Origin of the sequence: Pseudaminobacter soli (ex Zhang et al. 2022) (genome assembly GCF_014595955.1) — a bacterium.
GTDB classification, from domain to species: Bacteria; Pseudomonadota; Alphaproteobacteria; order Rhizobiales; family Rhizobiaceae; genus Kumtagia; species Kumtagia pseudosoli.
The window spans coordinates 19,909-44,813 of sequence record NZ_JABVCF010000004.1; the positions used below are offsets into that span (position 1 = coordinate 19,909).

Sequence of the window (24,905 nt, forward strand, 5' to 3'; positions counted from 1 at the left end):
GCATCACTGGCTGGATTCGCCCCAGAGGCCGCGCTCGCTGACCGTGATGCCCGCCGGGCCGAGAATGATGGCGAAGAGAACCGGGAGGAAGAACAGGATCATCGGCACGGTGAGCTTGGGCGGCAGCGCGGCTGCCTTCTTCTCCGCCTCGTTCATGCGCATGTCGCGGCTTTCGCTGGCGAGCACCCGCAGCGCGTGAGCCACGGGCGTACCGTAGCGCTCGGCCTGAATGAGCGCCTGCGAGACCGACTTGACCGATTCCAGCCCGGTGCGGCTGGCGAGGTTCTCGAAAGCCTGGCGCCGCTCCTGCAGGTAGGACAGCTCGGCATTGGTGAGGATCAGTTCCTCCGCAAGGTCGACCGACTGGTTTCCGATCTCTTCGGAAACTCGCCGCATGGCGGCCTCGATCGACATGCCGGATTCCACGCAGATGAGCAGAAGGTCGAGCGCATCCGGCCAGGCCCGCTGGATCGCCTGCTTGCGCTTGGACGCGCGGTTGCTGACGTAGAGGACAGGCGCATAGAAACCGGCATAGGCGAAGACCACGGCAACGAAGATCTTGACGAACATCGGCTGCTCGGGCAGCCCGCCGAGGAGGAAAAGATAGACGATCGCCAGGGCGAAGAAGACGAAGGGCAGGAGGAAGCGGAAGAACAGGAACTTGGTCAGGGGGTTCTGTCCGCGGAATCCTGCCACGCGCAGCTTGGTGAGCGTGTTCTCGTCGACGAGGGCGCGCCTGAGGTCGAGCCGCTCGACGAAGTTGCGCATCCCGACAGACTGGTGCTCGCGAAGCCCCCTGCGGCGGCGCTCCGCCTCCTCGGCCAACCGGGCGCGCTGCTTGGCGCGGAGCTCTTCGCGCTCGAGCGCCACGCTCTTCATGCGCGCCTTGAGCGGGTTGCCCCCCAAAGCCGGCATGATCGTATAGATCGTCGCGAACACGGCTATGGCGACCAGGATCGCCATCAGGAACGACGGGTCGGTTAGGATCCGGGCGGTTTGATCGCTCATCGCCTTACACCTCGAAGTTCATCATCTGGCGCATCACGAAGATGCCGACCATCATCCACAGGCCGGAAACGCCGAGGATGATGTTGCCGGTCGTGGTGACGAAGAGCGGCATGATGTAGTTGGGGCTGGACAGGTAGACGAGGAAGGCGACAATGAACGGGAGCGCGCCGATGATGGCCGCCGATGCCTTGGCTTCCATCGACAGCGCCTGGACCTTCGCCTTCATCTTCTTGCGGTCGCGCAGCACGCGCGACAGGTTGCCGAGCGCCTCGGAGAGATTGCCGCCCGCCTGGCTCTGGATTTGGATGACGATGCCGAAAAAACCTGCCTCTGGGCAGGGCATGCTCTCCGGCATGCGCATGGCGGCTTCGGGTATCGTCATGCCGAGTTGCTGGGCCTCGACGATCCTGCGGAATTCGCTCTTCACCGGCTCCGACGATTCGTTGGCGATCAGGCGTATGCCGTCATTGAGCGGCAGGCCGGATTTCACCGCGCGGACGATGACGTCAAGCGCGTTCGGGAACTCATTGAGGAACGCGGCCACGCGCCGTTTCCTGCGGAAGGCGACGAACCAGCGCGGCAGCCCGAATATGCCGACGAGCAGCACACCGGGCAGTGCGATCAGCGGTACGCCGGCGACGAAGGCCAGTCCCGTCAGGATCAAACCGCACAGCACAGCGTAGACATAGAAGCGCTCGATCGAGACCGTCATCCCGGCCTGCCTAAGCTGGATTCTCAGGGGCGGCCGCTTAATGCTCGCGTCGCGGAGCTTCTGCTTCTGGTCGAGTTCCTTGAGAGACTCCTGGACGTTCTTCCGGCGCCTGGCCACCTCGGCCGCGCGGTCGCGTGTCGCCCTGACGAGGTTCTTGTCGGTATCGGCCTGCTTCACCGATTCCAGGCGTCGTTCCGCTTTCTCCTCGTTCTCGATGCGCCTGAAGAGGAAGGCATAGGCTACCGCGCCCGCGCTGACGCCCGCGAGCGCAATGAAGAGAAGCGTGGTCAGGTCCAAGCCGAACATAGCACTCCTAAGGGCTAGGCGGAGCCCTTCTCCATGGCCTCGAGCGCATTCGCCAGCCGCTGCTCCTCGCCGTAGTAGCGGGCGCGCTCCCAGAAATGCGGCCGGCCTATGCCGGTCGAGGCGTGATGACCGAGCAGCCGCCCCTGCGCGTCCTCGCCGGTGACATCGTAGGTGACCAGATCCTGGGTGATGATCACGTCGCCCTCCATGCCGATCACCTCGGTGATATGGGTAATGCGGCGCGAACCGTCGCGCAGGCGAGCCGCCTGGATGATCACGTCGACCGAGCCGACAATGATCTCGCGCACCGTTTTCTGCGGCAGCGAATAGCCGCCCATGGCGATCATCGACTCCATGCGGTTGAGGCATTCGCGCGGGCTGTTGGAGTGGATCGTGCCCATAGAGCCGTCGTGGCCGGTGTTCATCGCCTGCAACAGGTCGAAAACCTCCGGTCCGCGCACCTCGCCGACGATGATGCGCTCGGGACGCATGCGCAGGCAGTTCTTCACCAGGTCGCGCATCGTCACCTCGCCCTCGCCTTCAAGGTTCGGCGGACGCGTTTCGAGGCGCACAACATGGGGCTGCTGCAGTTGCAGTTCGGCGGAGTCCTCGCACGTGATGATGCGCTCCTCGCGGTCGATGTAGTTGGTGAGGCAGTTCAGCAGGGTCGTCTTGCCGGAGCCGGTGCCGCCGGAGATGACGATGTTGCAGCGGACGCGCCCGATGATCTTGAGAACCTCGGCGCCATGCGGCGAGATCGCTCCGAACTTGACCAACTGATCGAGCGTCAGCTTGTCCTTCTTGAACTTGCGGATGGTGAGCGCGGTGCCGTCGATCGCGAGCGGTGGCGCAATCACGTTGACGCGCGAACCGTCGGGCAGGCGCGCGTCGCAGATCGGGCTGGACTCGTCGACGCGCCGGCCGACCTGGCTGACGATGCGCTGGCAGATATTGAGCAGTTGCTGGTTGTCGCGGAAGCGGACGTTCGTCTGCTCGACCTTGCCGTTGACCTCGATGTAGACGTTCTTCGAGCCGTTCACCATGATGTCGGCGATGTCGTCGCGGGCAAGCAGCGGCTCGAGCGGGCCATAGCCCAGCACGTCGTTGCAGATGTCCTCGAGCAGTTCCTCTTGCTCGGCGATCGACATCGCGAAGTTCTTGATCGCGATGATGTCGTTGACGATGTCGCGGATTTCCTCGCGCGCGCTCTGGGCGTCGAGCTTTGCGAGCTGCGACAGGTCGATCGTGTCGATCAGCGCCGAGAACACCTGCGATTTGGTATCGTAGTAGGATTCGCTCTTCTCGCGCGTAGCGCGCCGCGGTGGCTCGACCGGGGGCGCCTCCATGCGCCTTGCGGCTGCGACGGGCTGCTCGGCACGCATGGGCGGACCGGCGAGCGGCGGCGGCGAGGCAGCCGGGGGTCCCGGTACCGCAGGCATGGAAGGCTGCAATTCGGGTTGCCGCGGAAGGGGGGCGGAATCGATGCCCCCCGGCGGCTGCATGGGCGCCGGTGGCCGAAACTCCGGTCTCGGCCGAGCCGTCTCTTCAGTGCCTCTTCTGCCAAACATACCGGTGCTACCGCTCTGAAGGATGTCAGCTCTTCTTGGATGCCAGCTTCAGCTTGCCGATCAGGCTCGATAGACCTACCCTCGGCTTGGCCTTGATCTCGCTGCGTCCGGTGACGACGTGGGCGATCTCGTTGATGGCGTGGACGATCGGGCTCTTCGGGTCCATCTCGCCGAGCATGCGGCCGTTGTTTGCCGCATTGCCGAACAGCAGCGGATCGAACGGGATGACCGCCATCGGCGTGATCCCGAGCGGCTCGACGAAGTCGTTGATCGAGATCTCCGCGCGCTTGGGAACACCTGACTGGTTGATCACCAGCTTCGGTGGAGCGTCGTTGGGGCGCAGCTTCTTGAGTGTGTCCACCAGATTCTTGGTGTTGCGCAGGTTGGCAAGGTCGGGAACGGCGGTGATGACCACCTCGTCCGCCTGGGCCAGGGTCTGTTTGCTCCATCCCGTCCATAGGTGCGGAATGTCGAGGACCACGAGCGGAGCCGTGCGCTGCGCGGTGTCGATGATGTGCGAAAACGCCTCGGCATCGAAATCATATACGCGATCGAGGGTAGATGGGGCGGCCAGGAGGGACAGGCGCTCCGAGCACTGGGCGAGAAGCCGATCAAGATAGACCTCGTCGATCCGCTCCGGGGAGAATACCGCCTCTGCGATGCCCTGCGCCGGATCCTGGTCGAAGTCGATATTGGCCGTGCCGAAGGCGAGATCCATATCGGCCACGATCACGTCGGACTTGAAGAGGTTCGTCATCGCCCAGGAAACGTTGTGGGCGATCGTCGACGATCCGACGCCACCCTTCGCGCCAACAAACGCAAGCGAGCGGCCGATCGGCTCGGCTTCGGGGTCCACGAATATGGTGGAGATGACACCGATGATGTCGGCCAGCGAGATCGGTGCCACCATGTATTCGGAGACGCCGGACTTCATCAGGTCGCGATAGAGCGCGACGTCGTTGTAATGGCCGATCACGACGACCTTTGTGGTCGGGTCGCAGTATTCGGCCAGCCGGTTCAGGCTTTCCAGCAGTTGGCGCGGTTCCGAACGGGACTCGACGATGATCAGGTTCGGCGTGGGGGCGGTCTGGTAGAAATCGATGGCCGTCTCGATCCCGCCCATGTGGATCTTCATATGCGCCCTGGCCATGCGCCGGTCCTCGCCGGCACGCTCCAGCGGAACGGCTATCCCGTCGGTCTCGCAGAATGCCTGGATCGATATGCGCGGCACCGGACGCAGCGCATACATGTCCGAGGTTTCACGCTCCGACACGCTGCCCGTATCGAACTCGGTGTCGTAGGCAAGATTGCTCATGTGATCACCCCACGGCCCCTACGGATCAGTAATCGATTTCGCGAACCGGCGGGTCGATCCAGGTCGGCGCTTCGCGATAGTCGTCGATGACGATGCCGCGGCGCTCCGCATCCGGCGGCGTCATCTTGCGCGGTCCCAGCAGGTCTGCCGGATCGGCCACCTGCGCGGCCAGGTTGTTCTGATACGAGCAGCCGAAGTTGAAGTATTGCTTGTTGTCGGTCGTTTCGGCGATATCGGCAGGCCAGCGCCCGCATCTATCGGTCTGCGCCTTCATGGCCGAGTACATCACCCTGACCGGCGCAGAGACTTCGATGGACCCCGCCTGGTAGGACGAGATCAGGACGCGGCTCGCCGGCACGCCGTGCTTCTTCGCGAAGTGGGCGAAATCGCGTGCCGCATGCGATGCAGCCAGTTCGTTGCGGGATCCGACAGGCACGAGGATGGCGAGCACCGGGGCAGCGCTGCGGTCATAGTCGCTGAGGAACCCACCGAGCGCGGTGCGCTGCATTCTGGTCATGCCGCGGTCGCTGGCGCCGACCGGCAGGTCGATGACCTGCTCCTTCTCGGCGATCACGATCGGATGCCTGGTGCGATAGTCGTCCGGAACCGACCCAACGATCACGCTGTCGGGAGGCGTGACGCATCCCGACAGCAGCCCGGTCGCAAGCGCCACGACCATCGAGAGAACCGGCCTGGACGCGGTGCGGATCGCGAACGGGACGGGAGCGCCGCTCGGCCTGGTCTTGGAGATCATGTCGATCATTGCCCGTGCCCCGCTCACTTGTAGATGAAGCCGACCACGCCGTGGTAGCGGCCGTTCGGAAGATCCGTCTTCATGGTCCCGTAGACGCGGTTGACCCGGCCCAGGAACATGCCCGCACCATCGCTGGCGGGAGTGAAATTGTCGTCCGGCTTGGCAAGCGCGGCGCGCGCCACAGGCTTGGACAGGTAGGGGGTCACGATGATGACCAGCTCGGTTTCGTTGCGCACGAAGTCGCGGCTCCGGAACAGCGTCCCGAGCACCGGCACATTCGCCAATCCCGGCACGCCTTGGATCGCCTGGCGGACATCGTCGCGCACCAGACCCGCGATCATCATCGATCCGCCCGACGGAAGCTCGATGGTGGTGTCCGCAAGCCTCTTGCGGATCGATAGGATGTTCATGCCGGGCGCGTTGCGGCGCGGCTCGAAGATGCCGCCGATCAGGCCCGGGCTTTTGATCGGAGGACCGGCCCCGAAGATCGCCGAGCCCTCTGTCGTCGGTTCGGACACCGAGGTGCGCATCTTCAGGCTGATGCGGCCAGGCGAAAGCACGACGGGCTGGAATTCGAGCCCGATGCCGTACTCGACCTTTTGGACATCGTAAGTGGTCTGGCCTGTCTGGTTATCATCCGACACAGCGCTGCTGCGGCCGTTGACGAGATTGAACTCGCCACCCACCTTGAACGTCGCCTTCTCGCCCGACACGGCAGTGAGCGTGGGCTCGGCAAGCGTCTTCATCACGCCGGCCTGCTCCATGGCATTGACATAAGCATCGAGCGTCGAGGTTCCAATCGCCAGACCGGTCGCAGAAAGCGGCTTGCCGAGCCCGAAGGAATTCTCGGCGATAGCGCCCCAGCTAATGCCATTCGTATCACCGCCGCCGATGAGGTTCACACCGAGCTGCTTCATGACGGTGCGACTGACCTCGGCCACGGTCACCTTCAGCGTGACCTGGTCCTCGCCGATGATGTTCAGCATGTTGACGATGCGGCTGGTCTGACGCTGCGCGTCCGGATTGTCGATGGCGACCCCGCCGTCGCTCGACCCGCCTGCCGCCGTCTGTGAATATTGGCCGGTGGTCGCCTCGCCTCCAGTGACGAAGATGGTTGCGAGATCCGCGGCACGCTTGGCATCCAGCGGCGTTTCGACGGTCCCGGAGAGCACGACGTTGTCGTTGATCAGCTCGACGTCGATGTCTGAGTTCGGCAGGAAGCGCTTCAGATATTCCTCCAGGCCGGCGACATCGCGCTCGATCTGCAGGTCGAGATTGGCGATCTGCTCGCCATTGGGACCGAAGACGAAGACGTTGGTCTGGCCGACCTGCTTGCCGAAAAGGTAGATGCGGCGCGCGGTCCGTGTCACCGCATCGGCGACTGCCGGATTGGCCACCAGGATGTCGTAGGCATCGGTGGGAAGATCGATGACGATCGACTTGTTGAGGCCAAGTTTCAGCGGGTGATTGCTTCGTGCCGACGGCGCGACGCTGATGCCGTCGGGCGCTGCCTGCGCTGTCGTCACCGCGGCCGGGGCTATCGTGGACATCATGACCGCACAGGCCGCCATCAGTGAGGTGGCGCTCCTCAGCACCCGAATGGGACGCCCGGCAGCACGTGCCGGAGAGGCATGCGACTTCATTTTCTGGCTCCCACTTCGGAGACTTCGCCGGACTTGATCACGCGAATGGTGCCGCGCCTGCCGTTTCCAGAGACGAGATAGTCCGCCTGGTTCACAGGCGGCTTCTGCGCGTCGGCTACCGAGCGCAGGGCAAGCGTCAGTCGATCCGCCATCTGCTGGGCGACCGTTATGATCTCCGACTGCTGGGGGGTCAGTTCGAGCGTCGCAGTCTCGCCGACCTTGACCTTCTTGCCGTCCTCGTCCTCCTGGATTGTCTGGTCGATCGCCAAGACCTTGACGTTTTCCAGGATGGTCTCGGTAACGAAGCCGGTCGACGAACCGTTCTCGGCGCGGCGTGTCATGATCACGTCCACAAAATCGTTCGGCAGAATGAAGCCGCCGGCGGAGGTATCCGCCGAAATCTGAACCGCCACCGCGCGATATCCGGACGGCAGGATCGACGACATCAGGCTTTCGCCTTCGCCGACGAGCTTGTTACGCCGCAGCGGCTCGCCGGCGTAGATCGCCACGCGCGCGATCGCGGTCTTCAGTTCCTCGAGCGCATTCGGGGCGGCCTCGCGCGTGATGAAGTTGGCATTCACCCCGGCCGAGGGCCATTCCTGCCATGTCAATTGCTCGCCGACATTGCCGCCCATGGGGACATCGCCGGAAACGACGAGAACCTCGCTCAAGGGGACAGGTGCGGGTGCGGGCTGGTCCGAGTCCTTTTCCACGACCACCTCGGAAGGCGGCGCAGTCATGTTTTTCGCGACGTATCCGGCACCGCCGGCGGCGGCGACCGCCACGCCCAGAATGATCAGTCGCGATGCAGCCATCTGCACAACTCCGTACCTGGCGCCCCATCAGCCAGGTCGGACAATGCCGGGGCAATCGTCAAATTACGGTTAACGCAATGCGAATGATTGTGCTTAATTTTAAGTTTCTAAGAGAAAGCGTTAAGAAACATGACTGCCATTCACGGTTCTCCGCAGCAATTCGCAGTTGCCATCCTGATTGAAGATCGACCTCAGTTACCGGAAAGACGACCCAGCGCCCATAGCATCAGGGGTGACTGGGGATAGGTGATCAGCCCGCCAACTCCCAGCGCAATCCCGTAGGGTATGCCGGCTTTGGCGTCCGTCAGGTTCCTCAGAAACAGATTGTGTCCCACAAAAACCGACAGCGGCGACTTGCGGAAGACGAGGATCGCGATGGTGAGAAGGCCGCCAAGAAAGGCCGACACGACCAGGTACTGAACAAGCTGGATATCCATTCCCATGTAGAGGGCGGTTGCGGCCAGGAGCTTGGCGTCTCCGCCGCCCATTCCCCCCAGGGCGAACAGGGCAAAGGTTACCGCGAGCACTGCCGCGCCTGCTGCGAAGTGCATGCCGAAGGTCGCCCAATCCATGCCGGTCAGCGGCGCGACCACGGCGAAAGTGACCACGAGGATCACGGCGACGCGGTTGGCGATGGTCATGGAAAGCAGATCCGACACGGCCGCGAAGACCATGCAGAACGGAAAGACGACGAAGATGAGAGCTTCGAGCATTTCGGCACGCTCCAGCGGAGCTTCAGACTGGCGGCTTCGGCGTTAACGCCGGGTGAACCGATCAGGACACTGGCAAAAAAGATAAGGCCGCCCCTGCGGAACGGCCCTCAATCTGCTTAAGAGGTGGGGCGCTGCCCACCTGACTCGCCAAGCTTACTTGAGCTTGTCAGCGATAGCGTTGAACTTGTTGCTCAGGTTGTTGCCGAGCGCACCGGCGCCGACAACGATGGCGAGGGCGATTAGGGCAGCGATGAGGCCATACTCGATGGCGGTTGCGCCGGACTCGTCCTTCACAAAGCGTGCGAAAAGCTTCGACATTTCTAGAGACTCCTTTCCTTCGCCAAGCCTACTTGAGCTCGTCAGCGATTTTGTTGAACTTGTTGCTCAGGTTGTTGCCGAGCGCGCCGGCGCCGACAACGATGGCGAGGGCGATCAGGGCAGCGATGAGGCCATATTCGATGGCGGTTGCGCCGGACTCGTCCTTCACAAAGCGTGCGAAAAGCTTCGACATATCAGAGATCCTTCACTCCACGTGTTACAGCAACTTCCGTCAACTTTTTTTCCGTGGTTGATCGGATGTTCGGGAGTTGTATGCCGAAGCTCTTTCATTGCACTTAACAGACAGGGTTACCAACGCGTTAATCGACCAGTAAGCCCAAGTTGGTTAAGTGCCAGCTAAAGATAAAATATATCTAAAAGCTTATTCAATTCAGGTCAGCCACCGGCGGCTGGTTTCCTTTTGCAGCCGGCCATCGATTACCCGCCGGTTTGCTTAACCGGCCATTCACCATTCTCGTTCATGTTCGGGGAGGCATTGTCTCTCGGGGGCGCAGATGGCCGCACTGGCAAATGGCATCAAGTTGACAGGCATTGCAGCAGCGCTGCTCGCCGCGTGCCTGTCCGCGCATGCGGAAACGGGCATCGAAGTCGTCATGAACCAGGCCAAGATCGTGAAGCTCGCCCGCCCCGCCGACACGATCGTGGTCGGTAACCCCGCAATTGCCGACGCTTCGGTTCAGGATGCCACGACGATTGTGCTCACCGCCAAGGGTTTTGGGGTAACGAATCTCGTGGTCCTTGATCAGGAGGGCAATCCGATCGTCGACGAGCAGGTCGTCGTCTCGAGGTCGAGCGCCTCCTCGCTGCGCGTATATAGGCGCGCGGCAGTACAGACGCTGTCCTGCACACCCTATTGCGAGAGTTCTTACAAGTCGGAAGCCGAGCGTACGTCCGAAGCCGAAATGGGCGCCCAGTAACCGCAACGCCGCTTAAAGCTTTCCGGCCCTCCAAAGCTCCCGCCGAGTTCGTTACGCGGCCATGAACATTCCCTCTGACATTTTAATGAACCGCAAAACCGGGCTTCAACGGGTTTGCGGTAGCATTCGCTGAATGTTACGCGAACGGATCGAGACCATGAGCCCTGCCAGAGCAGGCATGCCGCCGATGAATAGGCCGCGTCGACTGGCCCTCGCCCGCTTTGTCCGGAACCGGGGGGGCGCTACCTCCATCGAATTCGCGATGCTGGCGCTGCCATTCTCGCTGATGCTCTTCGCAATCCTGGAAAGCTGCATTTCTTTCGCCGGCCAGCAGATGCTGGCCAACGCCACTGACTATGTCGCGCGCCAACTGCGGACCGGCCAAGTGAAAGCGGCCGAGATGTCCAAGCCAAAGCTCGAGCAGATGATCTGCGACCAGATCAACATACTGATTGACAACAATTGCCCCGGCCTCATCGTGGATCTCAGGGAGTTCCCGAGCTTCCAGGCCGCAGCGCAAGTGAAGATCAAGTTCACCAACGATCGTGACATCGACACCACCGGCTTCGACGTCAAGCCAGGACCCTCCATGTCGAAGAACATGCTCCGCGTCTTCTACAAATGGCCGGTCATGACGGATCTGATGCGGCTGGCAATGTCCAACCTGAAGGGCGGATACACGCTGCATTTCGCGACCGCGACGTGGCAAAACGAGCCGTTCAACGACTGATGGGAGCCGGCGGCAAGGAGACAGCCGGCGCGGGGGACAGAACAATGGCTGCGTTGAAGGAAGTTCTGGCATTAGGCGCCGCCCGGATCCGCAGGTCCTGCAGGGCTCTGATGGGCGACAGCCGCGGGGTCGCGGCAGTGGAGTTCGCCCTTGTCGCGCCGCTGATGTTCGCCATGTATTTCGTCACGGTCGAGCTTGCGCTGGGCATCGACAGTAACAAGAGGGTCGGGCGCATCGGCAGCATGGTGGCGGACCTTGTCACGCAGCAGCAGACGATGAGCATATCCGAACTCGAGGCGATCATGAGGATCGGCGAGTCGCTGATCCAGCCCTACAACCGAACCAAACCTACGATCACCATCACGGCCATCGAGGTCACTACGGACGCAACCCCTAAGGTGCAGGTCGTCTGGTCGCGCAGGATGGCCAACGAGGCCTTCACCACCCCTCATGCCAAGGGCACAGCGACGACCTTGCCCGCGGCCATCAGGACGCCGGGGACCTTCGTCATCCGGGTCGAAAGCGAACTCGCTTACAAGCCGATTATCACCTGGGCCGCGAGCCAGAAGGACGCGCTCGGTCTTGCGTCGGCCTTCGATGGGATCTCGATGCATGAGATCTATTATCTACGCCCACGCATGAGTTCGGACATCCCCTGCACAAGCTGCTGACGGCCGGCGCTCCCGCTCGGGTGCACCGGCCTGGGTCCTCAGTAGCCCGCCGCCCGGTCCACGAGGTCGCGTAGCGGTTCGCCGCGCTCGTGCGCGTCCATCTGCTCCAGCATCGGCCCGACGAGATGGTTCGGATCGGAGGTTGCGGCAGCATGCGGGGTCACGAAGACCCGCGGGTGCCCCCAGAGCGGACTGGTTTTCGGCAGCGGCTCGACCTCGAACACATCCAGGCTCGCCTCCTTCAGGGTGCCGTCTTCCAATGCTCGGATGATGTCGTCGTCCTTCTGCAAGCGTCCGCGGCCGGCATTGATCAGCACCGCCCCACCGAGCGCATTGTCCCGCCTCAATTGCCGAAGCAGTGCATGATCAATGATGCCCTTGGTGTCCGGCGTGAGCGGCAGCAGGACGACCAGGATGTCGGTCGCATTGAGGAAGGGCTTCAGCCCATCCTTGCCGGAAAAAGAGGTGACGCCCTCCATCGCGCGCAGCGTGCAACTCCAGCCGTTGATCCGGAATCCAAGGGAGAGCAGTGCGCGTGCTGCGGAGCGCCCGAGCGCGCCGAAGCCCATGATCCCGACGGTGACCTCGTTTGCGGTCCTCTGCGGTGGCTCATGCCAGATCTTCCGCTTCTGCTGCGTGCGATACAGCAGGCCGAAGCGATGATGGTCCATGACCCGCCACACGACATATTCGGTCATATGCTGCGCGAGATTGTCAGCCACCACCCGTACGATCGGCACGTCGGGCACTGTCGGATCGGCGAGGATGTGGTCCACCCCCGCTCCGATCGAAAAGAGCGCCTTCAGATTGGGAAGCCCTGCCAGGACACCCTGCGGCTGCTTCCAGATCACCGCGTATTCGATGGATGGGTCGTGAGGGCCGTCCGGTTCCAGCACGACCTCGCGACTGGCAGACAGCAGTTCGTACCAGCGCCGCGGGTTGAGACCCGTGACCGATAGCAGAACCTTTCCTTTACGCATTCCAAGTCTCCTTCGCCGCGCCCACTAGAGACGCAGCGGCGACGCGCATCAAGTCGCAATGGGGTCTGGCCCCACCATTCCTATTCGCTGACGACCCCGACGGGCGCGGTTTCCATATTGAACGCCGCGGCGATGAGGGCGCGAGTATAATCCGTCTGCGGACGCTCGAAGATCTGGGCGGCCGGGCCATGTTCCACGATCCTGCCGTTGCGCATCACGATCACCTCGTTGGCAAGCGCGCGGATCACCTTCAGGTCGTGGCTGATGAAGAGATAAGCCAGATCGTGCCTGGTCTGCAGCGTTCGCAGGAGGTCTACGACCTGTGCTTGAACGCTCATGTCCAGGGCCGAGGTTGGCTCGTCCAGCATCACGAAGCGCGGGTTGAGCACCATGGCGCGCGCAATGGCGATGCGCTGGCGCTGGCCGCCTGAGAACTCGTGCGGATAGCGGAAGCGCGTCTCCGGATCGAGGCCGACTTCCTTCAGCACGTCGACGACACGCTGGTCGCGCGCTTCGGCCGAGAGGCGCGGCTCGTGGATGCCGAGCCCCTCCGCGACGATCTCCGCCACCGACATGCGCGGGCTGAGCGATCCGTAGGGATCCTGGAAGACGATCTGCAGTTCGCTTCTCAGCGGCCGCATATCCGTAAAGGACCGCTGGTCGATGTCGCGCCCGCGGAACTCGATGCGCCCCTGCGAGGAAATCATCCGGCAAAGAGCAAGCCCGAGCGTCGTCTTTCCAGAACCGGATTCACCAACAATCCCCACGGTCTGGCCGGCTCGCACCGTGATGTCGACGCCGTCTACCGCCTTTACATGGTCGACCGTGCGGCGGAAGAAACCCTGCTTGATCGGGAACCAGACCTTCACGTCCGAACCCTTCATGACGGTCTCGGCTTGAGCATCGGCCGCCGGCGGACGTCCCTTCGGCTCTGCTGCCAGGAGGTGGCGTGTGTATTGGTGCTGCGGGTTGTCGAAGATCGTGCGGGTCGGGCCGGCCTCGACGATGCGGCCCTGGGTCATGACGCAGACACGGTCGGCGATCTTGCGGACGATGCCGAGGTCGTGGGTGATGAACAGCACGGACATGCCGTTCCTCTCCTTGAGCTCAGCCAAAAGCTTCAGGATCTGCGCCTGCACGGTGACGTCGAGTGCAGTCGTCGGCTCGTCGGCTATTAGGAGTTCCGGCTCGTTGGCGAGCGCCATCGCGATCATGACGCGCTGGCGCTGGCCGCCCGACAGTTGGTGCGGATAGGCGCCGAGGCGCTTCTCGGGGTCGCGGATGCCAACCTCTTCCAGCAATTGCAGCGTGCGCTTCCTGCCCTGCTTCGCGCCCATTCCCTGGTGCAGCGACAGCACCTCGACGATCTGCTGCTCGATCGTGTGCAGCGGGTTGAGCGAGGTCATTGGCTCCTGGAAGATCATGGCGATCTTGTTGCCGCGCACCTTCCGCAGGTCCTGCTCTCGCTTTGCCAGCAGGTCTTCGCCCTTGAACAGGATCTTACCTGAGGGATGGCTGGCGGGCGGATAGGGAAGGAGTTTTAGCACCGACAGCGCCGACACCGACTTGCCCGAGCCGGACTCGCCGACGAGCGCGACCGTCTCGCCCTTGGCGATATCGAAGGAGATGCGGTCGACCGCGGTCGTCGTGCGTCCGCCTTGGGTGAAGGCGACGGAGAGATCGCGGACGGATAGGAGGGGATTCATGCCAGGCCCTTGAAGACGTCATCGAGGGTGGAAGGGTCAATGGAGGGCAACTTCAGACCATCCGGCATCTTCACGCGCCTGTCATCTGTCACGAAGAACGCACCCCTCACCTGAAAGTCTTCCGCGGATCGAACGCATCGCGCGTAGCCTCGCCGACGAAGATCAGCAGCGAAAGCATGAGCGAGATCACCACGAAACCCGAGATGCCCAGCCAGGGCGCGTTGAGGTTGCGCTGGCCCTGCCGCAGCAACTCGCCGAGCGAGGCCGAGCCTGGCGGCAGGCCGAAGCCGAGGAAGTCGAGCGAAGTCAGCGTCGTGATCGAGCCGTTGAGGATGAACGGCAGGAAAGTGAGCGTCGCCACCATCGCATTCGGCAGGAGGTGACGGACCATGATCGTCCGGTTGGGTACACCGAGCGCGCGGGCCGCATTCACATATTCGAAGTTGCGGGCGCGCAGGAACTCGGCGCGAACCACCCCGACGAAGCTGACCCAGGAAAAGAGCAGCATCAGGCCGAGCAGGATGAAGAAGCCGGGCGGCAGCACGGCGGCCACGATCATCAGCAGGTAGAGGACTGGTATCGACGACCATATCTCGATGAACCGCTGGAAGATCAAATCGGTCCATCCGCCGAAATAGCCCTGCACGGCACCGGCCGAGACTCCGACGACCGCCGAGCCCAGGGTCAGGACGAGGCCGAAAAGGACGGAAATGCGGAAACCATAGATCACCCGCGCCATCACATCGCGGGCCTGGTCGTCGGTCCCCAGCCAGTTCCAGTTGCCGATCGTGCAGTTCGGATCGTCCACGCCGAGCGGATAGCGGCTGCAGCGCTGCTCCTCGGAATAGAGCCAGGACGGTTTTGCCGGTGCCGCCTCCGGGATTTCGTTGTTGACGGTGCTGTAGGAGTAGCGGATCGGCGGCCAGATTAGCCAGCCATTCGCCTCGATCTCGTCGCTGATCACCGGGTCGCGGTAGTCCGTGACCGCATAAAAACCGCCGAACTTCTCCTCCGGATAATCGACGAGCACCGGAACCAAGAGCTCGCCCTTGTAGAAGGCGAGGATCGGCCGGTCGTTGGCGATGAACTCGGCACCGAGCGTCAGCACGAACAGGATAAGGAATATCCACAGCGACCAGTATCCGCGCCGGTTCGCCTTGAAGTTCTGCCAGCGCCGCTTGTTGAGCGGCGACAGCCCGGGGCGCGCGGCCTGCTCGCGGACGGTCTCGACTTTAGCCTTGTAGAGGACGTCCGACATCAGACCTCCCTGCGCTCGAAATCGATGCGCGGATCGATCCAGGTGTAGATCAGGTCCGACAGCAGGCCGACCAGCAGCCCGATCAGCGAGAAGATGTAGAGGTTGGCGAACACCACCGGATAGTCGCGGTCGAGCACCGACTTGTAGCCGAGCAGGCCAAGGCCATCGAGCGAGAAGATGTTCTCGATCAGCAGCGAGCCCGTGAAGAAGGCGGAGATGAAGGCGCCGGGGAAGCCGGCGATCACGATCAGCATGGCGTTGCGGAACACATGCCCGTAGAGCACCCGCCGCTCCGACAGGCCCTTGGCGCGGGCGGTGACGACATACTGTTTTCGGATCTCGTCCAGGAAGGAATTCTTCGTGAGCAGCGTGGTTGTGGCGAAGGCCGACAGCACCATGGCCGTTAAGGGAAGGGTGAGGTGCCAGAAGTAGTCGAGGATCCGCTCCGGCCAGGACAGTTCGTGCCAGTTGTCGGAGACGAGATGCGCGAGCGGGAACCAGTCGAAGAAGGAGCCGCCGGCGAAAAGCACCATCAGCAGGATGGCGAACAGGAAGCCCGGGATCGCGTAGCCGACGATGACCACCGCGCTGGTCCAGATGTCGAAGGCCGAGCCGTCCTTCACCGCCTTTCGGATGCCGAGCGGGATCGAGATCGCGTAGGACAGCAGCGTGATCCAGAGACCGAGCGAGATCGACACCGGCATCTTCTCGATGATGAGATCCAGGACCGAGATTTTTCTGAAATAGCTCTCGCCGAAGTCGAAGCGCAGATAGTTCCACAGCATCTGGCCGAAGCGCTCGAGCGGCGGCTTGTCGAAGCCGAACTGTTTCTCCAGCCTCTTGATGAATTCGGGGTCGAGACCTTGCGCGCCGCGGTATTTCGACGAAACGTCGCCGCCGGCATCGAGCATCTGGCCGCCGCTCAGGTCGGCGCCGCCGCCACCGGAAATCCGATCGGTGGAATCGCCGCCCTGGCCGGTGAGTTTTGCAATGACCTGCTCGACCGGCCCGCCCGGCGCGAACTGGATGACGGCGAAGGAGATCGCCATGATCCCGAACAGGGTCGGGATCATCAGAAGGATGCGGCGCAGGATATAGGCGGCCATCAGGTTTTCCCGGTGAATCTTTGGGAGCGACGTCGCTCTACGTTGCGCGAAGGGGCGCCGCCGAGGCCATCCATCATAACCTGTACGATTGCGTTACCCCTTGCCAATCTTCGCCGCCTTGTCCTTGTCGAACCACCACAGCGTCTCGACCGGAAAGCCGTAGTCGGGCTTGGGCTCCTTGAACCCGAACATGTCCCAATAGGCGGCCCGATGACTAGCCGAGTACCAGCACGGCATCCAGTCCTGCCGCGCGCGCAAGACCCGATCAAGCGCCCGCATGGCGACAATAAGGCCTTGCCGGTCTTTGGTCTGGCCAACGGCCTCGATGAGGGCGTCGACAGCCGGATCGGCGGTGCCTGGAAGGTTGCGCGAACTCGGCACATTGGCGGAGCGCGAGTGGAAAAGCGTCTCCAGCCCTTCCCGCGTCGGGGTCGCGTCCCAGGACAAGGCCATCATGACCACATCGAAGTCGAAGTCTGACTGCCGCGCCTGCATCTGCGCGGCGTCGATCAGGCGCACCGAAGCATCAATGCCGACGGCCCGCATGTTGTCGACCCAGGGCGCGAAGACGCGCAGGATGCTGTCGTCTTCGTCGAGCAGTTCCACCGTGAGACGCTCACCCTTGTCATCGACGAGGGTGCCGCCGGACCGCTTCCACCCGGCTTCCGCCAGCAGCTTCGACGCCGCGCCGAGGAGCTTGCGGTCGCGGCCAGAGCCGTTGGAGACCGGCTGCATCACCGCCTCGCCGAACACCTCGGGCGGAAGCTTGTCGCGCAGCGGATCGAGCAGGGCGAGTTCCTCGACCGAGGGCTGCCCCTCGGCCTTGTAGTCGGAGCGCTCGAACGTGGATTGGGAGCGCAGGTAGGCGTCGTAGAACAGGTTACGGTTCGCCCATTCGAAGTCGAAGCACATGGTGAGCCCGCGTCTCACCCGCACATCCTTGAAGCGATCCCGGCGAAGGTTGAAGGCCACGGCCTGCATCGAAGGCCGCTTCTCGTCCGGGAATTCGCGCTTGACCACCCGCCCATCCACGACGGCCGGGAAATCGTAGGCGGTCGCCCACAGCCGCGACGTGAACTCCTGGCGGAAGGATATATCGCCCTTCTTGAAGGCCTCGAAGGCGGCCTGCCGCTCGCGATAGAAGTCGATCCTGATCCGGTCGAAATGGTACTGACCGCGGTTCACGGGCAGGTCGCGGCCCCAATAGGCCTCGACCCGCTCATATTCGATCGACTGGCCCGGGCGCACACGCCCCACTCGATACGGCCCCGAGCCGAGCGGGGGTTTCAGGTCGCTGCTCTCGAAGGGATTGGCGGTGTAATAGGCTTTCGACAGAACCGGAAAGAGCACCGAATCGAGGATCGTGCGCTGCGAGTGACGCCCGGAAAAGGTCAGTCGCAGCCGGTGCTCATCCAGGGCTGCGGCGTCCGTGAGCTCGGTCAGCGTCAGCATCAGGTTGGGGTGGCCCTGCTCCTTGAGGAGCTTGAAGCTGAAGGCGACGTCGTCTGCGGTCACCGGCGTGCCGTCGTGGAAGCGGGCTTCGGGCCGCAGTTGGAATTCAAAACTGTTGCCGTCCGGAGAGATCGTCACGGTCTCGGCAAGAAGGCCGTAGACGGCGTCCGGCTCGTCGATCGCGCGCGCCATCAGGGCGTCGAAGCAGAGCTCCATGCGGGGCGGGGCATCGCCGCGCGGCGCAAAACTGTTCAGCGTGTTAAAGGTCTGCGTGTTCTGATTGAAGACCCAGTTGGGCGGCGCGAAATTGAACGTCCCGCCCTTCGGGGCGTCCGGGTTGGCATAGTCGAACGCCTTGAAGTCGGCCGGATATTTGAGGTCGCCAAAGGCGGAAAGCCCATGCAGCGGCGTGTTCGCGGGCACGGCGGCGAAGATGCGCCTCGGCAGAAGCGGAGCGGCAAGGGCTGCTCCAGACCCAGCGAGGAAACGGCGGCGGGATGGGTGCATCAATCGACGTTCTGGTATTTGGCCGCTAGCGCCTTCTCCTTCTCCGGGTCGATCCACCAGGAGTCGATGTCGGCGCCGACATAGGACGGCTGTTTCTCGGGGATGCCGAACTTGTTCCAATAGGCGAGCCAGAGCACCGGCCTATGGTATTGCGGCACGACGTAGAAGTTCCACAAAAGCACGCGGTCGAGCGCATGCGTGGCGGCCAGCAGATCTTCGCGGTCGGTCGCATAGATGACGCGCTCCACGAGAGCGTCCACGACAGGGTTCTTGATGCCCATCAGGTTGCGTGAACCGGCGATGTCGGCCGCCTTGGAACTCCAGTAGTCGCGCTGCTCGTTGCCGGGCGACTCCGACTGCGGAATGCGCGAGGTCAGCATGTCGAAGTCGAAATTATTCAGCCGGTTTATGTACTGGCTGGGATCGACGATGCGGATGCGCGCATCGACGCCGACCTTCTTCAGCATGTTGACATAGGGTGTGGCGATCACCTCGTCGGTCGAGTTGTCGCCAAGGATCTCGATCGTGAACGGCTCGCCGGTCTTCTCATTGGTCATTCGGCCGTTCTTGATCTTCCATCCAGCCTCGCCGAACCATTTCACGACTTCCCGGAGGTATTGCCGCTCGGATTGCGGCGCATCGTACACCGGCAGCTTGTACTCCTGCGTGAAGACCTCGGGCGGCAGTTGGTCGCGATAGGGCTCAAGGATCTCCAATTCCTTGCCCTGCGGCAGGCCGCTGGACGCCAATTCGCTCCCTTCGAAGAAGCTGTCGGTGCGCGTGTTGAAGCCGAAGAAGATCGTCCGGTTCATGTCCTCGAAATTGAACGCCCAGGTCAGCGCCTGGCGCACGCGCGGGTCCTGGAAGTTCGGACGGCGCAGGTTCATGACGAAGCCCTGCATGCCCTCGCCCCTGGACGTTTCATAGACCTTCTGGATCACGTTACCGTTCTTCACGGCCGGGAAAGTGTAGAAGGTCGCCCAGCGGCGCGAGCTATTCTCGCCGTGAATGTCCTCGTAGCCGCCCTTGGTGAAGGCCTGCCAGGCGGCGTTGTCGTCCTGGAAATAGGTGTAGCGGCGCCGGTCGAAGTTCTCGCGGCCGACCTTCACCGGCAGTTGCTGGCCCCAATAGTCCTTCACGCGCTCCCAGATGATCTCGGCGCCCGGCCGGAAGCTGGCGATCTTATAGGCGCCCGACCCGAGCGGCGGCTCGAGCGTAGGCTGGGTGATGTCGCGCTTCTTGCCGGAGGCATCTGTACCCTCCCACCAGTGTTTCGGCAGCACGACCAGATCGCCCATGATCTTGGGGAGCTCCCGGTTGCCCTTCTGGTCGAAGCGGAACTCCACTTCATGCTCGCCGACGGCAACTGCGTCGGTCACATTGGCGTAGTAGCGGCCATATTGCGGGCTGTTCTCTTTCAGCGTCTTCAGCGACCAGATCACGTCTTCCACGGTGATCGGCTTGCCGTCATGCCAGCGCGCGTTCGGATTGAGCCGGTAGGTCGCGGACGAAAAATCCTCGGGAAACTTGTAGGCCTCGGCGACCAGCGCGTGTCCGACCCCGGGCTCGTCGACCGACTGCTCCATCAGCGTGTCATAGAGCAGCCCACCACCGAAACCGGAGAGGCCGGCGGCCGGCGCGCCGCGCACGATGTAGGGATTGAAGCTGTCGAAGGTACCGTTCGCCACCGAGTTCAGGATGCCGCCCTTCGGCGCATCCGGATTGACGTGCTCGTATCGCTGGAAATTGCTGCCGTACTTGCTGTCACCCATGAGCGTGGAAGACGTCTGCCATTCCTGCGCGTGACCTAGCTCTGCCTGGGCGACGAGCCCAAGCGCTAGAGTCAGCCCACCTGCAAGTGACAGAAACTTCATCGGCGACCTCCGAAACCGTACCGCTGCGGAACCTAGACCAATCGTGGCGGAATGGAACCGCCGCAGGCACACAACAGGCCTGAACCAAAACAAAAAAGCCGGGGCGAACCCGGCTTTTTCGTGAAGGTCGAGATTACAATTCCGTCATTGAGCCGGAGCAGGCTGCGCCGGGGCGGTCCCCTCGGCCGGGGCCGGAGCGGTGCCTTCGGCGGGAGCAGGCGCCGCACCTTCGGCCGGAGCCGGAGCGGCCGCGCCGTCCGCAGGTGCGGGCGTTGCACCCTCAGCAGGGGCAGGAGCAGCGTTTTCGGCGGGAGCGGGTGCTGCCGGAGCAGTTCCTTCAGCCGGAGCCGCACCTTCGGCCGGTGCCGCAGGAGCCGCACCTTCGGCAGGCGCCGCGGCGCCTTCGGCCGGGGCGGCACCCTCGGCCGGGGCTGCTGCGTTCTCAGCCGCAGGCGCCGCAGCCTCAGGCAGCGGTGCCGGCGAATCGGCCTTGGAACGGAGATAGGCGATCACCGCAGCCCGCTCTTCAGGCTTCTTGATGCCCGCAAAACCCATCGCAGTGCCCTTTATCAGGCCCTTCGGCGACAGCAGGAAATGGTCGAGATGCTCATAGTCCCAGACGACCGTGCCGCCCTGCGAGAACTCCTTCATCGCCGCCGAATAGGCGAAGCCCTCATGGCCGGCGATCGGGCGGTTCACCACGCCCCAGAGGTTCGGGCCGACCTTGTTGGCGCCGCTCTGATCGTCCGTGTGGCAGGCAGCGCACTTCTTGAAGGCGGCCTCGCCCGCAGCCAGATCGGCGGAGGCGATCAAGGGAACGGCGACGTTGGCGGCCGCAGTCTCGGCGCCGCCGGCGCCACCCTGCGTCTCTTCGACAGCCTCGATGTGATAGCCGGGCTTTTCCGGGACGGGTTGGGCAAAGATCGCATCCGAGATGAGCGAGATCGAGAAAACCACGAAGACCGCGCCCAGCAGTCCCCCGATCAGCTTATTGTATTCGAAAGAGTCCATGCGCTCCTGGCTCCTGGTCGATACGCCCTCTCTCCGCGTGGATCCCCGCACGCGGATACCACCCCGCAGCCATGGGCCGCCGGTAAGGTGGCGCGGAAACTAGGTCTTTTGCTTGGTGCACGCAACTCCTATAAGAGCCCCCACCGTGAGACGTTTTGACACCTTTCAACGCATATTGCCGCACCCGCCAAGTACCTCATGAGCAACCTGATTCTGATCCCGGCCCGGATGGCCTCCACCCGCTTGCCTGGCAAGCCGCTCGCCGACATAGCGGGCAAACCTATGATCGTGCATGTCGCTGAGCGCGCCGCCGAAAGTGGCCTCGGACGCGTGGTCGTCGCGACCGACACGGTCGAAGTGGCGGATGCGGTGAGGGCCCACGGCTTCGAGGCGGTAATGACGCGGGTGAGCCACGAATCGGGCTCCGACCGCATCTTCGAAGCCCTTTCGGCCGTCGATCCTCGCGCAGAGGTCGAGTTCGTCATCAATGTACAGGGCGATCTGCCCACGGTCGAGCCGGCGACGATCGCCGCTTCCGTCTCGCTGCTGGACGACCCCTCCGTCGACATCGGCACGCTCGGCGTCGAGATCGATCGCGACGAGGAACGCACCAATCCGAACGTGGTGAAGATCGTCGGCTCGCCGCTCACGCCGTCGCGGCTGCGCGCCCTCTACTTCACGCGGGCCACGGCGCCCTGGGGCGAAGGTCCGCACTATCATCACATCGGGCTCTATGCCTATCGCCGCGCCGCACTCGCGCGTTTCGTAGCGCTGCAGCCTTCGGCGCTCGAGAAGCGCGAACGGCTGGAACAGTTGCGGGCGCTCGAGGCAGGAATGCGAATCGACGTCAGCCTCGTCGATTCGGTGCCGCTCGGCGTCGATACGCCCGAGGATCTGGAGCGCGCGCGCGAAATGCTTGCCGGGAAGGCCTGATCATGTCGGAGAAGACCAACCGCATCGCCTTCCAGGGCGAGCCTGGCGCCAATTCCGATACGGCCTGCCGCAACATGTTCCCGGACATGGTGCCCCTGCCCTGCGCCACCTTCGAGGACGCCTTCAATGCCGTCGAAACCGGCAAGGCCGACCTGGCGATGATCCCGATCGAGAACACGATCGCCGGCCGCGTCGCCGACATCCATCATCTGCTGCCGGAATCGAAGCTCCACATCATCGGCGAATATTTTCTGCCGATCCATTTCCAGCTGATGGTGTTGCCGGGCGTCTCCCGAAAGGAAGTTAAGACGATTCACAGCCACATCCATGCGCTCGGCCAGTGCCGCAAATACATCCGCAAGAACGGGTGGAAGCCGATGGTCGCCGGCGACACGGCAGGTGCGGCCAAGCTCGTGGCCGAGACCGGCGACAGGACGATGGCGGCGCTCGCGCCGCGCCTCGCCGCCGACCTCTATGGCCTCGACATCATTGATGAGAACGTCGAGGACACCGATACAAACGTCACCCGCTTCGTCGTGCTGACGAAGAGCAAGCAATGGGCTGAACGCCCGACACCCGACGCCAGGATGATGACGACCTTCATCTTCCATGTGCGCAACGTCCCGGCCGCGCTCTACAAGGCGATGGGCGGCTTCGCCACCAACGGCGTCAACATGACCAAGCTGGAGAGCTATCAGCTCGGCGCGTTTACCGCGACGCTGTTCTATGCCGACATCGAAGGCCATCCGGACGATACGCCGGTCAGCAACGCGCTGGAGGAACTTCGCTTCTTCTCGCGCGAGGTGCGCATCCTCGGCGTCTATCCGCGCAGCGACTCGCGCGAGGAATGGAAGCTCGCCGACTGATCCTCAGTCGACGCCAGTATCGATATCAGCCGTGGTGGTGCAGGCTCCTGCCTGCCCCGGTCGCGACGTGATGCGCCTTGCAAGCCTCGAAGATGTCCCGCGACCGCACATGGACCGATGTCCTGACGTCCATCAGCCCCAGCACCGAGTGGAACAGATTATCCTGAGAGACCGGCTCGCTGCTCTTGTCGCGAAGGCATTCGGTGTCGATCGTCATCGCAGCCGCGAAGTCGTCGGAGAGCCAGGTCAGGAAGGGTATGTGCTTCTGAGCCTCGGGCGCGATGAGATAGGGCGCGCCGTGCAGGTAAAGTCCATCCTCCCCAAGCGATTCGCCATGGTCGGATAGATAGATCATGGAGGTCGAGAGGCGGTCCTGGCGCTGCTTGAGCAGGCCGATCACCTGCCCGAGGAAGTGGTCGGTATAAGCGATCGTGTTGTCGTAGGCATTCACCAACTGCTCATTGCTGCACTCGCTGAGATGAGGCGAATGGCAGTCCGGCTTGAACAGAGCGAACTCCCTGGGATAGCGCAGGAAGTAGGAAGGTCCGTGGCTGCCCAGCATGTGCAGCACGATGACCGTGTTCCTCTGCACATTATCGAGCAGAGGACCGAGCCGGTCGACCAGGATCTGATCGAGGCATTCCTTACCGTGGCAAAGGGCCGGAGTTTCTTCGGGTGAGCTGTGAAAATAGGCAACCCGGTCCGCGACGCCCTTGCTGCCGGTATTGTTGTCCAGCCAGTTGATGTCGACGCCGGCATGCTGCAGCACGTCGAGGAGATTTTCCGTCGAGCGGGCCTTCTTCTCGCCGAAGTCGGACTTGCCAAAGACCGAAAACATGCAGGGAACGGACACTGCCGTGAGCGTGCCGCAGCTCGTCGCATTCGGATAGTTGACGACGTCGGCGGCACTCAGTTCGGGATTGGTGTCGCGGGGGTAGCCGTTCAGGCTGAAGTGATCCGCGCGCGCGGTTTCGCCGACGACCAGAACCGTCACCAGCGGCTTTTCGGCGACTCGCGCCAACGGCCCCTGGATTGCATCGGTTCCGAGCGGCTGCAGGACGACATTCCGGTCGCGCAGCTCCATCTTGGCGTACTTGATCGCCGCGACCAGGGGCGCCCCGGGCGTCGACGTCTCCATCATCTCGCCGTGCTCGCGCAGGGTCGAGGCGATGCCCTCGAAGCTGGCCATGACGGCGATGCCGCAGACCAGCGCCCATGCCGTGCCGGCCAGCGCGTTCCTGGCGAACTGCCGCAAGAAGGAGGGGTGCCGCAGCCGCACCCAGGCAATCAGCACGCTCGGGATCGCGCCGTAGAGCAGCATGTGCAGCAAGAGCGCAGCGGTCACGTACTCTCCGGCTTCGCCTGACGTTGTATCGAACACGTCCCGGATGATGTTCCGGTCGATGATCGCGCCATAGTGGTCGACGAAGTAGGACACCAAAGCCGACACGACCACCGCAAGGATGAAGGCCGGCTTGGCGATGTAGCGGTATGAAAAGACGGCAGCGCCGGCGAACATGAGCGCAACGTAGCCGATGGCGAAGCTTGCCCATTCCAGCGGAGCACCGGCAAAATATTCCGCCGCCTTGCTCCACAAAGTGTTGTTGAGGACGATCAGCACATAGCCGGCCACAAGCAAGCCAAGCGTCAGCGGCCCGATGGTCGGCCTGTGGATCCGCATCGCCATTCCTCTCCGAATAGTTGTGGTATTTTATGTGATG

At 63.0% G+C, this 24,905-nt stretch carries 23 protein-coding genes; 5 read left to right on the plus strand and 18 right to left on the minus strand.

What is annotated here, in order from left to right; translation table 11 throughout:
* Positions 1–3 precede the first annotated feature (3 nt).
* The 10 genes from HUI96_RS08360 to HUI96_RS08405 all read right to left on the minus strand — a co-directional run bounded on the left by HUI96_RS08360 (position 4) and on the right by HUI96_RS08405 (position 9,345).
* Positions 4–1,008 (minus strand): type II secretion system F family protein, encoded by a 1,005-nt coding sequence (locus HUI96_RS08360; protein WP_188254212.1) that lies wholly within the window; start codon positions 1,006–1,008, stop codon positions 4–6.
* A 4-nt stretch (positions 1,009–1,012) separates the two neighbouring features.
* A complete protein-coding gene (locus HUI96_RS08365) occupies positions 1,013–2,026 on the minus strand; it encodes a type II secretion system F family protein (protein WP_188254213.1) in 1,014 nt (337 codons plus the stop codon).
* Between the two features lie 14 nt (positions 2,027–2,040).
* On the minus strand, positions 2,041–3,594 hold the full coding sequence (locus HUI96_RS08370; protein ID WP_188254214.1) for a CpaF family protein: 1,554 nt from the start codon (positions 3,592–3,594) through the stop codon (positions 2,041–2,043).
* A gap of 25 nt (positions 3,595–3,619) precedes the next feature.
* Positions 3,620–4,909 carry an AAA family ATPase gene (locus HUI96_RS08375; RefSeq protein WP_188254215.1) on the minus strand — a complete coding sequence of 430 codons (1,290 nt, stop codon included), beginning with the start codon at positions 4,907–4,909 and terminating at the stop codon, positions 3,620–3,622.
* Between the two features lie 25 nt (positions 4,910–4,934).
* Positions 4,935–5,672, minus strand: a complete 738-nt coding sequence (locus HUI96_RS08380) for a CpaD family pilus assembly protein (protein ID WP_188254216.1) — start codon at positions 5,670–5,672, stop codon at positions 4,935–4,937.
* A 14-nt stretch (positions 5,673–5,686) separates the two neighbouring features.
* A complete protein-coding gene (locus HUI96_RS08385) occupies positions 5,687–7,306 on the minus strand; it encodes a type II and III secretion system protein family protein (RefSeq protein WP_237684036.1) in 1,620 nt (539 codons plus the stop codon).
* Positions 7,303–8,121: a Flp pilus assembly protein CpaB gene (gene cpaB / locus HUI96_RS08390; protein ID WP_188254217.1), complete on the minus strand. Its 819-nt coding sequence runs from the start codon at positions 8,119–8,121 to the stop codon at positions 7,303–7,305. Before cpaB ends, HUI96_RS08385 begins: the two co-directional genes overlap by 4 nt.
* Positions 8,122–8,312: 191 nt before the next feature.
* Positions 8,313–8,834 (minus strand): A24 family peptidase, encoded by a 522-nt coding sequence (locus HUI96_RS08395; RefSeq protein WP_188254218.1) that lies wholly within the window; start codon positions 8,832–8,834, stop codon positions 8,313–8,315.
* A gap of 153 nt (positions 8,835–8,987) precedes the next feature.
* Entirely contained in the window at positions 8,988–9,152 is a 165-nt protein-coding gene (locus HUI96_RS08400) for a Flp family type IVb pilin (RefSeq protein ID WP_188254219.1), read from the minus strand.
* 28 nt (positions 9,153–9,180) lie between these two features.
* Positions 9,181–9,345 carry a Flp family type IVb pilin gene (locus tag HUI96_RS08405; RefSeq protein WP_188254220.1) on the minus strand — a complete coding sequence of 55 codons (165 nt, stop codon included), beginning with the start codon at positions 9,343–9,345 and terminating at the stop codon, positions 9,181–9,183.
* Between the two features lie 322 nt (positions 9,346–9,667).
* On the opposite strand from HUI96_RS08405, the gene HUI96_RS08410 reads away from it, so the two are divergent.
* The 3 genes from HUI96_RS08410 to HUI96_RS08420 all read left to right on the plus strand — a co-directional run bounded on the left by HUI96_RS08410 (position 9,668) and on the right by HUI96_RS08420 (position 11,491).
* The gene (locus HUI96_RS08410; protein ID WP_188254221.1) at positions 9,668–10,090 is read left to right on the plus strand and encodes a pilus assembly protein N-terminal domain-containing protein; all 423 of its coding nucleotides are present in this window, start codon (positions 9,668–9,670) and stop codon (positions 10,088–10,090) included.
* Between the two features lie 157 nt (positions 10,091–10,247).
* A complete protein-coding gene (locus HUI96_RS08415) occupies positions 10,248–10,820 on the plus strand; it encodes a TadE/TadG family type IV pilus assembly protein (RefSeq protein ID WP_237684037.1) in 573 nt (190 codons plus the stop codon).
* Positions 10,821–10,864: 44 nt separating this feature from the next.
* Positions 10,865–11,491: a TadE/TadG family type IV pilus assembly protein gene (locus HUI96_RS08420; RefSeq protein WP_237684038.1), complete on the plus strand. Its 627-nt coding sequence runs from the start codon at positions 10,865–10,867 to the stop codon at positions 11,489–11,491.
* A gap of 38 nt (positions 11,492–11,529) precedes the next feature.
* Here the strand turns inward: HUI96_RS08420 and HUI96_RS08425 are convergent, their stop codons facing one another.
* The 7 genes from HUI96_RS08425 to HUI96_RS08455 all read right to left on the minus strand — a co-directional run bounded on the left by HUI96_RS08425 (position 11,530) and on the right by HUI96_RS08455 (position 21,385).
* Positions 11,530–12,471 carry a 2-hydroxyacid dehydrogenase gene (locus tag HUI96_RS08425; RefSeq protein ID WP_188254222.1) on the minus strand — a complete coding sequence of 314 codons (942 nt, stop codon included), beginning with the start codon at positions 12,469–12,471 and terminating at the stop codon, positions 11,530–11,532.
* Positions 12,472–12,551: 80 nt separating this feature from the next.
* On the minus strand, positions 12,552–14,177 hold the full coding sequence (locus tag HUI96_RS08430) for an ABC transporter ATP-binding protein (protein WP_188254223.1): 1,626 nt from the start codon (positions 14,175–14,177) through the stop codon (positions 12,552–12,554).
* A gap of 106 nt (positions 14,178–14,283) precedes the next feature.
* The gene (locus tag HUI96_RS08435; protein WP_188254224.1) at positions 14,284–15,435 is read right to left on the minus strand and encodes an ABC transporter permease; all 1,152 of its coding nucleotides are present in this window, start codon (positions 15,433–15,435) and stop codon (positions 14,284–14,286) included.
* Positions 15,435–16,541, minus strand: coding sequence for a microcin C ABC transporter permease YejB (locus tag HUI96_RS08440; protein WP_188254225.1), 1,107 nt, complete (start codon positions 16,539–16,541; stop codon positions 15,435–15,437). The genes HUI96_RS08435 and HUI96_RS08440 overlap by 1 nt, the downstream gene beginning before the upstream one ends.
* A gap of 93 nt (positions 16,542–16,634) precedes the next feature.
* On the minus strand, positions 16,635–18,500 hold the full coding sequence (locus HUI96_RS08445; RefSeq protein WP_188254226.1) for an extracellular solute-binding protein: 1,866 nt from the start codon (positions 18,498–18,500) through the stop codon (positions 16,635–16,637).
* Positions 18,500–20,374, minus strand: a complete 1,875-nt coding sequence (locus HUI96_RS08450; RefSeq protein ID WP_188254227.1) for an extracellular solute-binding protein — start codon at positions 20,372–20,374, stop codon at positions 18,500–18,502. The genes HUI96_RS08445 and HUI96_RS08450 overlap by 1 nt, the downstream gene beginning before the upstream one ends.
* 144 nt (positions 20,375–20,518) lie before the next feature.
* Complete coding sequence (locus HUI96_RS08455) at positions 20,519–21,385, minus strand: c-type cytochrome (protein ID WP_188254228.1); 867 nt, start codon at positions 21,383–21,385, stop codon at positions 20,519–20,521.
* Positions 21,386–21,583: 198 nt separating this feature from the next.
* Here HUI96_RS08455 and HUI96_RS08460 point away from each other — a divergent pair, with 198 nt between their 5' ends.
* Both HUI96_RS08460 and HUI96_RS08465 read left to right on the plus strand, forming a co-directional pair.
* Positions 21,584–22,318, plus strand: coding sequence for a 3-deoxy-manno-octulosonate cytidylyltransferase (locus tag HUI96_RS08460; RefSeq protein ID WP_188254229.1), 735 nt, complete (start codon positions 21,584–21,586; stop codon positions 22,316–22,318).
* A gap of 2 nt (positions 22,319–22,320) precedes the next feature.
* Positions 22,321–23,184 (plus strand): prephenate dehydratase, encoded by an 864-nt coding sequence (locus tag HUI96_RS08465; RefSeq protein ID WP_188254230.1) that lies wholly within the window; start codon positions 22,321–22,323, stop codon positions 23,182–23,184.
* Between the two features lie 25 nt (positions 23,185–23,209).
* On the opposite strand, the gene HUI96_RS08470 is transcribed toward HUI96_RS08465, so the two are convergent.
* Positions 23,210–24,865: a phosphoethanolamine transferase gene (locus HUI96_RS08470; protein ID WP_188254231.1), complete on the minus strand. Its 1,656-nt coding sequence runs from the start codon at positions 24,863–24,865 to the stop codon at positions 23,210–23,212.
* Positions 24,866–24,905: the final 40 nt, after the last annotated feature.